Below are 13037 nucleotides of genomic sequence, written 5' to 3'. Positions count from 1 at the left end.
CTACACCATCACCGATGGCGACGACGATAGCGCGAGCACGACCCTGACCATCACCATCAACGGCGCCGATGACGGCGTGGTGATCAACGGGCTTGGTGTGGTCGGCGGCGAAGTGGTGGTTGACGAGGACGACCTTGCCGACGGCTCTTCGCCCGATGCGGCGGCGCTGACCCGCACCGGCAGCTTCACGATCGACAGCCCCGATGGGCTGGCAACGGTCACGATTGGCGGGGTCACGGTGTTCGAGAACGGCGCGTTCGTGCCCGGCCAGACCATCGACACGGCGGCAGGCCTGCTCACCATCACCGGGTTCACGCCGGTTACCATTGCTGGCGGCACTGTGATCGGCGGGACGATCAGCTATTCCTACCTGCTCGAAGACAACACCGCGCACCCGGACGGCGACGGCGAGAACAGCGTGTTCGACAGCTTCACCGTGGTGGTCACCGATACCGATGGCTCCGATGACACCGCCAGCCTTGACGTGCGGATCATCGATGATGTGCCGCTTGCCATCGGGGGAATAAGCACCGGGACTGTCGACGAGGATGGTCTTCCCGGCGGCATACCCGGCGGCATCGGCGACGTTCCGGGTGAGGCGCTAACTGCCACAGGTTCCGCCGCTGGTCTGTTCAATTTCGGTGCGGATGGGCAAGGCAGCTTTGGCTTTATCAGCAGCGCGCAAGTGCAAGCCGCATTGGAAGCCCAGAGCCTGTCCTCTGGTGGTATCGACCTTGCCTATGACGTAACCGGCAACACCATTACTGCGACCCAGGGCGTGGGCGGAGCAGATATATTCTCCTTTACGCTCGACGCCGACACAGGTTCTTGGACATTCACGCTGAGTGGGCCGCTCGACCACGCGCCGGGCGGGGATGAGAATGACTTGACCATCCAGTTTGGCGGCTTGATCCAGGCAACCGATGGGGATGGTGACGTCGCGGTGTCCACCGGGGTCGTTGCCGTTACTATCGATGATGACACGCCGGTGGCGGTCGTTCCTGCAGCCGCCAGCATGGCCAATATCATGGGCGCGTTGGGTGTGTTCAGCCTCGATACGGTTAACGGCAACGTCGACGACAACCTTGGTGCTGATGGCCGGGGCGGCGTGGTGTTCACTTCCGCAACGATCACTGCGCTTGCCGGTCAGTCGCTCACATCGGGCCTTGCGCCGATCACATACTCGCTCAGCGGCGACGGAAGAACACTCTTCGCAAACAAGTCGACCGACGGAACCGAGGTTTTCCGCATCACGCTCGAGCCGAGCGGTGCCGAAGACCAATACGTTGTCCAGATCAGCCAGCCGATCGATTCGATAACCAATATCGACTTCAATGATGCTGGTTTGGATTTCGTCGGCGGCAATGGTTCGTGGGCTGGTTTTACCCAACCGGGTGACAATGACAGCCGCGATCTTTTGCTCACGCCCGTCGGCGGCGGCACGGTCAATACCAATGCGAATGAGGGCGGTATTGCGGGGGGCAACTCGGTCGGTTCGGGCGAGGCGATGCGTGTCGATTATGTCATCGATCTGGTCGGAAACCCGGTGCCGGGTGGTGACTTCAACGACGGCGATGACACGCAGAACTTTGATGGCCACTATACTGTCAATGGCGCTTCGGCGCTCTTTACTGCGATCAACAATGCTTCGACCGTTCGGATTTCCGCTTTTGACGACAATGACAGCGGAACGGTACGGAATGTCGGCGACGGCCTGCCAGACCCGATCACGAGTATCGCGATTTCGTTCAACGGGCAGACTAACACGATCAGCGCGAGCGGCGCGATTACCATTGGCGGACGCCTGTTCACCGTTACATTCAATAATGGTGTCGTCGATGTAGCAGGGGTTGGAGATAACACCCGGATCGCCGCCTTTACGGCTGACGGTTTCAACAGCATCGAATGGGGCTGGGTGGGCGGTAACACGTTCAAGATCGGCGACTTCGGCGCTTCGGTGGCTACCGATACTCCGGTAAGCTTCTTTGTGCCGGTATCCGTGATCGACGGTGACGGTGATATCGTCAGCTCCGTCAATCTTGATGTTACCGTGAACCCGGTCTCCCCCATGCTGGCGCTTGATCTGGACGGGGATGGGGTTGAGTTCGTCGGCACCGAAGCCGGAGTGGCATTTGATCTTGATGGCGACGGGATCGCAGAAGCGACCGCCTGGGTCGGCGCGAATGACGGCATTCTGGTTCGTGATGCCAACGGCAATAACCAGGTCGATGGCGCAGCTGAAATCGTGTTCGGCAACAATATGCAGGATGCTTTGGCGGCGCTGTCGGCTTTCGACACGGCCGGTATCGCGGGCGCTCTGGATCCGGCCGATCCGATCTGGGCCAGCCTGAGGGTTTGGCAGGATGCCAACCAGAATGGTGTGGTCGATAACGGTGAACTGCTTACGCTTCCATCGCTGGGCATCACGTCGATCGCGACTTCGGATGACAATATCCGCTCTTCGGAAGCCAATGGTGAGGTGGTGGTGCAAGGCACAGCAACCTTCACGGCGAATGGCACGGGCACGTTGGCCGCAGGAACCTATGACCTTGCCAATGCGCTGGTTGACCCGATCCAGGATGCTGGCGCAGCCAGCGGAGAAGCCAGCGCGGTCGGTGTTGCAACCTTGCCCTTCGCAATCCATGACCAGTCGTCCAGCAACACTGTCTCTTCAGCGATCGAGCAGCGCTTGGCCGCAAGCACGGTGAACTATGCGGCACTGGCCGGTATGCTGGTGGGGCTGCCGGTGTCTGCCGCAGCTCAGGTGGACATTGACCATTCGCTCGGCACCCGCCTTGCAAGCGATCCAGCGATCCAGATGGTCAGCGACAGTCTGGCGTTGGCTGGCGGCTCCGGCCTTGCTGACTTTGGTGTCGACGCGCTTTTGGGCGGCGATGGCACGGCGGTGGCCTCGGTCAGTTCTGCTGGCTCGCGGTCGACCCTTGATGCAGCGACGCAATTCGGCTCGAACCCGTTGGAGTTTTCCGGCGAAGTGGTGGATGCAGCACCGCTGCAGCTTTCGACCATTGAGCATGAGCCCCTTGCGACTGAGGTCTTCGCTGAAGGCCCGGGCGCATCGGATCATGGCATGATGGAAGCCCTGCTGCTGCTTGGCGGTGAACAGGCTGCCCTGCCCGGGGACATCGATCCGAACTTGGCCGGTCTGCTTGGAGAAGGGCTCGCGCAGCAAACTTTGAGTGATGCGCTTGGCGGCAGTTTTGTCGACCTCGTGATCGACCAGTTTGTCGATAGTGGTAGCAACGACAATATCACGCATGAGGCGGTGAACACCGATCATCTGGTCAGCCTGTTGTCTGCAGACCTATCCGGGCCGACCTTGGCTTCGGTTTCGGTGCCCGACACATCTATGGTCGACGAAGCCGCACAACTTGCGCTAATGCACGGTTAACAGACGGAACTAAAAGGGGGGACGTTCACATGCGACTCGCGAGACTGGCGCTGACATCGGCGACTGCTTACATTGTTTTGGCCGGGGGGGCTGTGAGCGCCCAAACGACCAACGCTTCCGAGCTTGGGGCGCTGGAGGGTGGCGCTCTCGTCAATGAACTGACGAATCGTTACGATGCGGCGTTAGCCGCCTCGCTCGATGATCGCCTGACGTCAGCGAATGACAGCCGCCATCTTTGGGCGCTTGAGGCCAAGGTGCAATGCGGGATCGCGTTGGGCTACATGAAGTCTTCGACCCGCGACGAAGCGAGCATCAGCAAGTGCGCGCGGGCGTATGATCTGATGAACCGCACGCCGCGTGCCCCTGCGGCGCGACCCGCTCCCCCGCCGCCCCCGCCGCCAAGCCGCCCGAATTTCTGCACAGATGCCGGGTTGGTGACAGTCTTTTTCGAGTTCGATTCGACTGAACTTCAGGCCGATTCAATGTCCATTCTGGATTCGGCATCACAGCAGGCCAATGCGTGCGGATGGACCGCTCTTGCCGTCGTCGGCCACACTGATCAGGCGGGCAGTGACCAGTATAATCTGGCCTTGTCGCAGCAACGGGCTGACGTTGTCGCAGCGGCGCTGCGGTCAAAAGTGGCTGCGGGGACAGTCATCAACGTAGATGCCAAAGGCGAGGCGAATCCGCGCGTGCCGTTAGCCGACGGAACGCGCAGTCCGGAAAATCGCCGCGTCGAGATTACAGCGAAATAACTGGGGGGAATGGCAGAGATGAAAACCGCAAGAAACATCGCCATCGCCATAGCTTTGACGACGTGTTCGTCTGTAGCAATGGCACAGAGCGAGGCAGGCCCGGTATCGTTGCAGGAGGCAATTGAATCCGCGGTCGCATCTAATCCTGAGATTTCCCAGGCTCAGATGAATACCGAAGCCATTCAATTCGAACGGGAACAGGCGCAATCGCTCTATTTCCCCACGATTGATGTAGAAGCATCGGCAGGCGCGCGCAGGCTTGAGAACCAGACCCGCAGGGCGCTTGGGATTGCCGATGACTGGCTCAATCCGCTTGAAGCGCAAGTCAGAGGGGATTGGACCATACTCGATTTCGGGCGTCGCCGCGGCGAATTGTTGCGGCAGGCTGCGCGGGTGGATGGCGCATCGTTGCGGGTGCTTGAGCGGTCGGAATTCATCGCTCTGCAAGTGTCGCGTCAATATCTGAACATCCTTTTGCAGGAACGCATCGTCGCCGCAGCCACGGACAATGTTGTGTTTCATGAGCAAATGACCGGCAGTTTGCAGCAAGGCGTTTCCCAAGGCTCGATCAGCGTGGCTGATTTACAGCAGGCCGAAGAACGTCTGCAGGGGGCGATAGTCCTGAAGACCCAAGCCGAAGAAGATCTGACCAACGCCCAGACCGCTCTCAAGCGGCTGACCGGCCTCGACATCACGCGCGCGAACTTTCCACCGTCCCTCGCACAGAACCTACCCGGCAGTCAGGAAATAGCGATTGGTCAGGCGCGCACTGCCAATCCGCTTGTGCGTGAAGCGCAGGCAGATGTGGATGCCGCCAACGCAATGGTTACTTCGGCCCGTGGCGAACTTGCCCCGAGGGTTGGTGTTGATGTGACCGGCCGGATCGGCGATGACATTGACGGTTTCAGAGGCGAAACCAATGACATCCAGGGGCGGGTGTATATTCGCTGGCAGATGTTCGATGGTGGTCGCCGCGCAGCGCAGGTTCAGGAAATGGTCCGCAGATCAAGCGAGGCGCGTTTCCGCCTGCATGACCGGGTTCGCCAGGCGGAAGAAGACGTTCGCAACGCGTGGACGGCGATGACAACGCAGAAAACGGTGTTCGGTGCGTTGGAACGCCAAGCGCAGGTCAGTGATGACGTGCTCCTTTCCTACCGTAGCCAGTTCAACATCGGGCGGCGGTCATTGCTTGACGTGCTTGATGCGCAAAACACCCGGTTCAACACGCAGGTTCGCCGCGAAACGGCGCGCTTCTCCGAGCTGTTCGCACAATATCAAGTATTGGCGGCAACGAATAATTTCCTCAGCGCGCTTAGTATCGCACCCGGTACGGGAGCCGGGGCCGCAGAACGCGATCGTTTTGATTATGGGCCCTCGCGTCCGGCGGAATTACAGCGACGTCGCTATCCTGAATAGGAGCATAAGCTCCGGAGTATCAGAGTGCAGTACTCACAAGAGTTCACAGAGGCATCCGAGCGGGATCCACTGATCCTTGCGATTGTCCGGGTGGCGATGCATTTCGGCACCCCAGATCCCAGAGTGCTGTTCAATGCGCTTCCACGGGACGAGTCCGGCGCGCTGCCATTTCATCAGGCAAGCGCAGCGCTTGACCTCGCTGGTTTCAATCACGAGGCTTCGACCGCGCGGCGGCTGCCAAGACAGCCTGATGCCTACCCGCTCATTGCGCGTATGCAGGACAATTCGGTTATCGCGCTGCTAGAACTATCAGCAGACGATGTTTTGACCTTTGCCGATGACGCGAGCGAGCCAGTCTGGACGCCTCTTTCCGGGTTCGACAGCGCGTTTTCAGGCGAATTCATCAGTGTCGTGGCGAACCCCGACGCGCTTCGTGCCAAGGATGCGCCGTGGCATGCGAAAGGTCGCAATCACTGGTTCTGGTCCGAGCTGCGCAAGGAGCGCAAGGCCTTTCGATCGGTATTGCTGGCATCGCTGCTGATCAACATGCTGGCGTTGTCGCTCCCCCTGTTCTCAATGAATGTGTATGACCGGGTCATCCCGAACAGGGCAGAATCCTCGCTTTGGGTTCTGGCTTCGGGCGTTGCGCTCGCCTTTCTGCTGGAATTTGCGCTCCGGACAGCGCGAACCAACGTCGTCGACGAGATCGGCCGACGTTTGGACATCAACCTTTCCCAGAAGCTGTTCTCAAGAATATTGTCGACCCCGATGAATGAGCGGCGGGGCAGCACCGGTGCGCTTGCTGCCCGGGTCAATGAATATACTCTGGTTCGCGAATTCTTTGCGTCGACCACGGTGGTTCTGGTTGTTGACCTCGCGTTTCTGGCCCTGTTTATCGCGGTCATTGCCTACATCGCAGGGTGGCTCGCGTTGGTTCCGTTGGCCGCGCTCGTCATCATGGCGATCGCCGGAATGATCTTGCAGCGCAAGGTGATCGACGCTGCCCGCGATGCACAATCCGATGCGGGGCTCCAGCAAACAGTTCTGGTTGAATCGGTTGCGGGAATGGAAACCCTCAAGAGCATCGCCGGGGAACGTCGGCTGCTCGGCAAGTGGCAGTCCCTGTCCCGGATCGGTAGCCAATCGCAGTTGCGGCTGCGGCAGATCTCATCAAGGGCGGTCGCGCTTGCTTCGTCATTCCAGCAAGTTTCGAGCGTTTCGCTCGTCGTGGGCGGATATTACCTGTTCGCTGCGGGCGAGATCACCATGGGCGCGATCATTGCAATCGTCATGCTGTCATCGCGATCGCTTGCTCCGGCCGGCCAGATCGCGTTCCTGCTGACGCGCGGTCGGCAGGCACGCGAAGCGCTCGATTCGATCGAGGTGATGTTCGCCGCAGCCGACGAACGAAAGCAAGGCAGCATCAGCCTGCCTCCATCGCAGCGAGACGGGTATCGCATTGCCCTCGAAGATGTGTCCTTCGCCTATCCCGGCAGCGAAATCGCCAGCATCAGCAACATCAATCTCACGATCGAGCCGGGCGAGCGCATCGCCATTGTCGGACGCGTTGCTTCGGGCAAATCCACCTTGGGCCGCCTGTTGTGCGGGCTTTATCCGCCAACCGATGGCGCGATCAGGATCGAGGGGATCGACAGCCGCCAGTTCTACCCTGCAGAGTTGCGGCGCAATTTCCGCTTTGTTGGTCAGGATGCCAACCTTTTTACGGGCAGCATCCGTGAAAATATCGCCCTCGGATCGCCGGGGGCCTCGGATGCAGATATCATCAACGCGCTGGTCAAAACCGGGGCTGATGGCTTCCTGACCCGCGACGCTGCGGGGTTTGACCGCGAAGTGGGCGAGCAGGGACGCACATTGTCGGGCGGGCAACGCGCATTTCTGGCATTGTCACGCGCCTTCATGAGCCCGTTCGAAATGCTCTACCTCGATGAACCCACAGGCGCGATGGATTCTCATACCGAGGCGATGCTGGTCGAGAAGTTGAAATCCGCACTATCGAAAAAGCAGACCCTGATTGTGGCCACGCACCGCCCGGCCCTGTTCGATATCTGCGACCGGATCATCGTCCTCAACGAAGGCAGGGTGGTTGCAGACGGGCCGAAGGCTGAAATCCTCAAAAACCTGCGCGCCAGGGTGGAAGCGTGATGCCGGGACTGCCTAGGATCGCGCCACTGCGGCTTGGCTCAGGCCCGCTGAAAGCGACCGGCGTGGCAGCTTTGCTCATGCTGCTGGCCGCGCCCAGTTTGCCGACCGCGTCTGATAGTTCAGTGGGCGCCAATAATGCGCTCTCAGCCATGCCTGCCGGATTGGCGCGCGATCTTGAAAAGCTGACTGTGCAGCCATCAGCCCTGATCGACACGGGCACGTATAGCGCAGAGGAGCGCAATGCCCTGATCCCGTTCGTCACCACGTCTGCCGGGTTTGCCAAGCCATTCCGGGCTGGGGCGGCAGGCGCGGCAACCTACAAGACCGCACTGCATTGCCTGACAGAGGCGATCTATTACGAGGCTGCCAACGAAAGCCCGGCTGGCAAACGCGCCGTGGCGCAGGTCATTCTCAACCGGGTCACCCACCCTGCCTACCCCTCGTCGGTCTGCGGTGTGGTCTATCAGGGGTGGTCAGAGCCAGTCTGCCAGTTCAGTTACACGTGTGACGGCTCGCTTGCGCGCCGTCCGGTCGGCCACCTTTGGCGCCAATCGGCTAACGTAGCCGAAGCGGCCCTGACCGGGCACGTGGAAAAGGCCGTGGGAACCGCGACGCACTATCATGCCGATTATGTTTTGCCTTATTGGGCGTACCGCCTTGAAAAGGTTCATGTCGAAGGGCGGCACATCTTCTATCGTTTCCCCGGGCGCGCAGGCGATGCCACGCGGTTTTCGGCGCGTTGGACTGGCAGCGAGCATTATCCAACCTTCGATCCAAGGCGCTTCGCCGCCTATGATGAAGGTCAGGAAGGCGAACTGCCGTCGGCCTTGCCGCAGCATTTGCAGCGCAGCCCAACCGAACGGCGCGCGGATAATGATGTCGGTGGACGCATGGATCCCGCCGTGGGCTGGACGCTTTCGATTCCCGATCCGGTTGCCGCCAGCAAGACATTGCAGTCCACGCTTGAACAACAGCGATCCGAGGCTGCCCTGCCGCGAGTAATCACAGCTTCGGGAAGCCAACTGCCATGAATCTGGTGCAACGCTTTGAAGTTCTGGATGCGAACCGCAAGCTGATCATCGTTTCGGCGGCGGCGCTGTTTCTGCTGATCGTCTGGAGCAGCCTTGCCGAGGTCGACGAAGTCACTCGGGGCATGGGCAAGGTGATCCCATCCAGTCAGGCGCAGCTTGTTCAACCCGCAGAGCCGTCAGTTGTGGCGGACATACTGGTGCGCAGCGGGGAGCTGGTCAAACAGGGCCAACTCCTTGTCCGACTGGACGACAGTATGGCGGCCTCCGAACTGGGCCAGCTCCAGACAGAAAACGTAAGGCTTGAGGCAAAGGCCGCCCGGCTTGAGGGCGAAGCGAGCGGCTCTGTGATGGGGTGTGAGCCGGGGTCGGTGTGTGCCGAAGAACAACAGCTTCAACGCGCACGGCTGGCCGCGGCGCGCAGCCGCGAGGCGTCACTCTCGGCGGCCATCGAACAGCGTCGGCGCGACCTTCGCGAAGCGCAAGAGACCGCCGCTTCACTCCAGCAAAGCGTCAGGCTGGCGCAGGAACAGGTGCGGATGCTTGAGCCGCTGGCGGCGCAGGGCATCGTTCCCCGCACCGAATTGCTGACCGCCCAAAGGGAACTGGTCGACGTGCGAGGAAGGCTTGCGGCCGCGCAGCAGGCAGCCGGGCGCGCGTCAGCATCAATTCGCGAGGCGCAGGCCGATTTTCAGTCAGCGCGTCTCGATTTTCAGGAGCAGGCGTTGAATGAACGCAGTGAGGTTGAAACCCGGATCGCGGTCAACGAGGAAAGCATCCGCGGAGCATCGGCCCGGCGCAACCGGAACGAACTGCGCTCGCCAGCAGCGGGGATCGTCAACGATCTGCAGATCACGACCAAAGGCGGCTTCGTAAGCGCGGGCGAAACGATCATGCAGATCGTCCCTGTTGGCGACCGCTTGCTGGTCGAAGCGCGGGTCAGCCCGCGTGACATCGGCTTTGTCGCGGCAGGAGACCCCGCCAATGTCAAAGTCACAGCCTATGACTTTGCCACTTACGGGGGGCTGGCAGGCAAGGTTGTCGAGATTTCAGCCGACAGCATTTATGACGAAGTGGAACGCGAAAGCTACTATCGCGTCCTGATCGAAACTGATCGCAGCTTTGTTGAAAAGAACGGCCAGAAATTTTCGATTGTCCCCGGAATGATGACCGACGTGGAAATCATAACCGGTTCAAAAAGCATTCTTTCCTATCTGTTAAAGCCGGTCGCGCGGGCATTCGATACGGCATTGTCAGAAAAATAGGCAATGCGCCTGACTGCCAATGTCTGGCCGGCATCGGGCCGGGCGGTATAACCGTGGAGCCACGATGACCGCTCACTGAAGCTCATTTTCGCAGAATATTCATGGGAATTATCGGCCAGCAGAACCTGATCGGATTGGTTGTCGAGCAGATAGTGTGAACCGTTCAGCTTGACGATCAGCACGGCGTGTTCGCGTCGACGCACGGCATCCCAGACCAAGGTCAGATAAAGCGACTCCGGATCGAAACCCGCATTGACCAGAAACTGGTATTTCAGGATCGCAAAATCCTCGCAGTCGCCCTTGCGCCGACGCAGGGTCTCATTCGCCGTGGCCCAGTAATCCGATTGGCCGTAGATGGCCTGATCTTCGGCATAATCGACGTTCTGGTTTACCCACGCATTGACCTTTGTGACATGATCGAGGTCAGATGCCAGTCGGTCCCTCTGGAGGTATTCGGTCGCCGATACCGACGCGCTCTTTCGTGAAACGCGCCGCCAGACACGGTCGAGCGGCGTGCTACCGATCAAGACACGCGAACTGCCGAGAAATTCTCCGGATGCCTGCGCCCTCGTCATCGAAGGTTCAATCAGCGCCGTCGGAGCGAAGGCCCCTAGCGGACAAGGCAACATTGTCGTCATCGCTGCGGGCTGCGCCTGATCGGGTGAATAGGACACGCTGGTTGCGGTGGCACCACCCTGCTGCGCGCTGATGAGGTCAAGCGCACTGGGCTGACCGCCAAGAATGGCCGATGACTTCCCGCTCTCAAGGCCCTCAGCGCCCGTCGGGAGCGGCATGGAAAGCTGGTTGGTGCATCCGAACAAGGCGCCGACGGCTGCCGACGAGAAATACGCATGGGCCGGAGCCGGATTGATGCCCGCCAACAGCGAGGCCACCCCGATCCATCCGGGGAGCCTGAAGTGGTGCCAGCATATCTTCTTCGCCGTCTGCATTCAGAAGGCGTAAGGGCGACCGATATAAGATGAGGTCGCGATAATTGGTTAATGGGGGGGCAACCAACATCCCGTAGTTGATGCGACTTTTCGGCCACTGGGGACTGCCCGGAGTGGCCTGATCCTAGGACTGTTTGCGGAAAAGGATCGTGTTTTTGCTTGGGAAATCAACCTCCCAGCCGCGATCCTGTGCGATCCGTTCCATCGTCACTGGCCGATAGAACGTCACGTGGGTCGGATCGCGGCGGTAATGCCACGTGGCGAAATTGACCTGCGGATATTCAAGCCCTGTCATGATGGCGAGGATTCCGCCGCGACGCAGTAGCTGCTCCATCTTGTCGAATTCGCGGCCCGGATCATGAAAGTGCTCGGCCGTTTCGCAGCAGAAAACGAAATCATAGTCGCGTTCAAGCGCAGCCTCGTCGGGCACGAAGAAGGGGTCATAAAGGGTCACGTTGAAGCCCGCTTCAATCAGCATGGCCGCTCCGGCAGGGCCTTCACCGCACCCGTAGTCCAGACCCTCAGCGCCCGCAGCAAGACGTTCGATCAGGGGCGCGACAAGTCGCCCGACGAATTGCCGATAATTCGGATCGCTCGCATCATTCTCATGAAGTTCATATTGCGACCGTTCGACATCGCTGGTTGGGAGGCCTTCCCATGCAACGAAAGTCCCCTCGCAACGCCGACACTGGAAATAGGCGCGATCGGTAACATCCACGCGGGGATAGGCCATGCCGCCGTCGCAGATCCGGCACGCCGTGGATGGCGCCGCATTCCCGCAAAGCAGTGACTCATGGTTCAATTGGAGGGCCTCAGTTAATTTGCCGACCGCAGCGACGATATTTGAATGGAAGGCCCGGATTTGAATGGAGGGTCTGGGGCTGGGCTTGACCCCCGTTAGACCCGCGCAGGTTACTTCCAGCCCCACGCTGGCGGCGGCAGGGCAATCGGCTGGGTAAGATCGAACTCGACCCGGAAATGCCGTTCCGCCGGGGCGCCCCCGGCAACCGTCCGGCGCAGTTGATAGGCATAGGTCGCGCCCGCCGTCCCCGCCGGATCAACCTCGACCGTCCAGACATTGGTGACCGATGCGGCGAGGCCTCCGCGGGTAAACAGCGCGATGGATTCGGCATCCACCGGGAAGGTTTGCGCGCGCGCTGTGCCGCGGGCCGCAGTGTCGCCGCCATACATCGTCACCGCATCGTGCGAGCCATCCGCGTGGCGGTGATCGTGCTTTAACCGCAGGCCGCCAGCATCGTTGCGGGTGATCAGCCAAGTGCGCGACCGATCCCATGTGCCATCGGCGTTCTCGACGTGGAACGGAACCGCAATCCCGGTGTCGCTGCATTCTGTCACCGCCATCACCATCGCCCGTCCGGCAAGGCCGGAGTCGGCGGCATCGGCTGTCACCATCCGCCCGGCATAGGCCTTGCCGCAATGGCTTTCCAAGGCGGCCCAGAAGCGGGTTTGCGGGTCGACCGAATCGGGAGCGCTGGATGCGGCGCACCCTGCCAGCAACAGCACGCCGCAGGCGGCCCAGCGGCCACGGTGGAGGGGTTGAAAGCAAACGGGGTGAGGCATGGTCATGCGGGGAGCCCTAGCATAAAACGCAGCCTGGTCACTGCCGTTCAGGCGCTATTCCTCCTCGCCAACGATCCCATCGGCGCGAGGCGTGGTGCGGCGGTCGGCACCGGAACGCCGGTCGGCCTTGCGGCGATCGGGGCCATCAAAAGGCTGCTGCGATTTGCGCCGGTCTGCCTGCCGCCGTCCGTCGCCGGATGATGCAGGCGAATTACTGGTGCCCCGCGCTCCGGAATTTTCGTCGCTCATGCCCATGTCTCCTGAGGCCAAGCCCGGATTATCCGATGCCATCACCCCTCGTTGAACTAGATGATTCAAACATTACAGCGGAATGAAAGTAACACTGACTCGATGAAATTCCTAGCATTGCGCGTCAGCTTGCCAGATCGCGCAGCAAGTCGCTTGGCCCCGCGCCGCCAAACCGCTAGGGCGCGCGGCGACAAGCCGATTGGCCACAGAACTGGAACGCC

11 protein-coding genes are annotated in these 13037 nt (G+C 60.5%); 7 read left to right on the top strand and 4 right to left on the bottom strand.

The genetic code is table 11. From position 1 onward, the window contains the following. The 6 genes from ACSSV3_RS04485 to ACSSV3_RS04460 form a co-directional block, all read left to right on the top strand. On the top strand, positions 1-3409 hold a 3409-nt coding region (locus ACSSV3_RS04485), incomplete at its 5' end, for a beta strand repeat-containing protein (protein ID WP_454184750.1). 92 nt (positions 3410-3501) lie between these two features. Continuing rightward, complete coding sequence (locus tag ACSSV3_RS04480) at positions 3502-4164, top strand: OmpA family protein (protein ID WP_354324082.1); 663 nt, start codon at positions 3502-3504, stop codon at positions 4162-4164. An 18-nt stretch (positions 4165-4182) separates the two neighbouring features. Further along, positions 4183-5580: a TolC family protein gene (locus tag ACSSV3_RS04475; protein ID WP_354324080.1), complete on the top strand. Its 1398-nt coding sequence runs from the start codon at positions 4183-4185 to the stop codon at positions 5578-5580. Positions 5581-5604: 24 nt separating this feature from the next. Then, on the top strand, positions 5605-7743 hold the full coding sequence (locus tag ACSSV3_RS04470) for a type I secretion system permease/ATPase (RefSeq protein WP_354324079.1): 2139 nt from the start codon (positions 5605-5607) through the stop codon (positions 7741-7743). Beyond that, positions 7743-8774, top strand: coding sequence for a cell wall hydrolase (locus ACSSV3_RS04465; RefSeq protein WP_354324077.1), 1032 nt, complete (start codon positions 7743-7745; stop codon positions 8772-8774). Before ACSSV3_RS04470 ends, ACSSV3_RS04465 begins: the two co-directional genes overlap by 1 nt. Beyond that, the gene (locus ACSSV3_RS04460; RefSeq protein WP_354324075.1) at positions 8771-10036 is read left to right on the top strand and encodes an HlyD family type I secretion periplasmic adaptor subunit; all 1266 of its coding nucleotides are present in this window, start codon (positions 8771-8773) and stop codon (positions 10034-10036) included. The genes ACSSV3_RS04465 and ACSSV3_RS04460 overlap by 4 nt, the downstream gene beginning before the upstream one ends. Here ACSSV3_RS04460 and ACSSV3_RS04455 read toward each other — a convergent pair. Continuing rightward, the gene (locus tag ACSSV3_RS04455; protein ID WP_354324073.1) at positions 9982-10830 is read right to left on the bottom strand and encodes a transglutaminase-like cysteine peptidase; all 849 of its coding nucleotides are present in this window, start codon (positions 10828-10830) and stop codon (positions 9982-9984) included. The genes ACSSV3_RS04460 and ACSSV3_RS04455 overlap by 55 nt on opposite strands. Between ACSSV3_RS04455 and ACSSV3_RS04450 the strand changes: the two genes are divergently transcribed. After that, entirely contained in the window at positions 10829-10999 is a 171-nt protein-coding gene (locus tag ACSSV3_RS04450) for a hypothetical protein (protein ID WP_354324072.1), read from the top strand. The genes ACSSV3_RS04455 and ACSSV3_RS04450 overlap by 2 nt on opposite strands. Positions 11000-11110: 111 nt before the next feature. On the opposite strand, the gene ACSSV3_RS04445 is transcribed toward ACSSV3_RS04450, so the two are convergent. From ACSSV3_RS04445 to ACSSV3_RS04435, 3 genes are all read right to left on the bottom strand, one after another. Further along, positions 11111-11719, bottom strand: a complete 609-nt coding sequence (locus ACSSV3_RS04445; protein WP_354324070.1) for a class I SAM-dependent methyltransferase — start codon at positions 11717-11719, stop codon at positions 11111-11113. Between the two features lie 179 nt (positions 11720-11898). Then, the gene (locus tag ACSSV3_RS04440) at positions 11899-12573 is read right to left on the bottom strand and encodes a hypothetical protein (protein WP_354324068.1); all 675 of its coding nucleotides are present in this window, start codon (positions 12571-12573) and stop codon (positions 11899-11901) included. 48 nt (positions 12574-12621) lie between these two features. After that, entirely contained in the window at positions 12622-12816 is a 195-nt protein-coding gene (locus tag ACSSV3_RS04435; RefSeq protein ID WP_354324066.1) for a hypothetical protein, read from the bottom strand. Positions 12817-13037 lie beyond the last annotated feature (221 nt).

This window comes from Porphyrobacter sp. MBR-49 (genome assembly GCF_053628655.1).
This window is presented reverse-complemented; position numbering and strand designations above follow the sequence as displayed.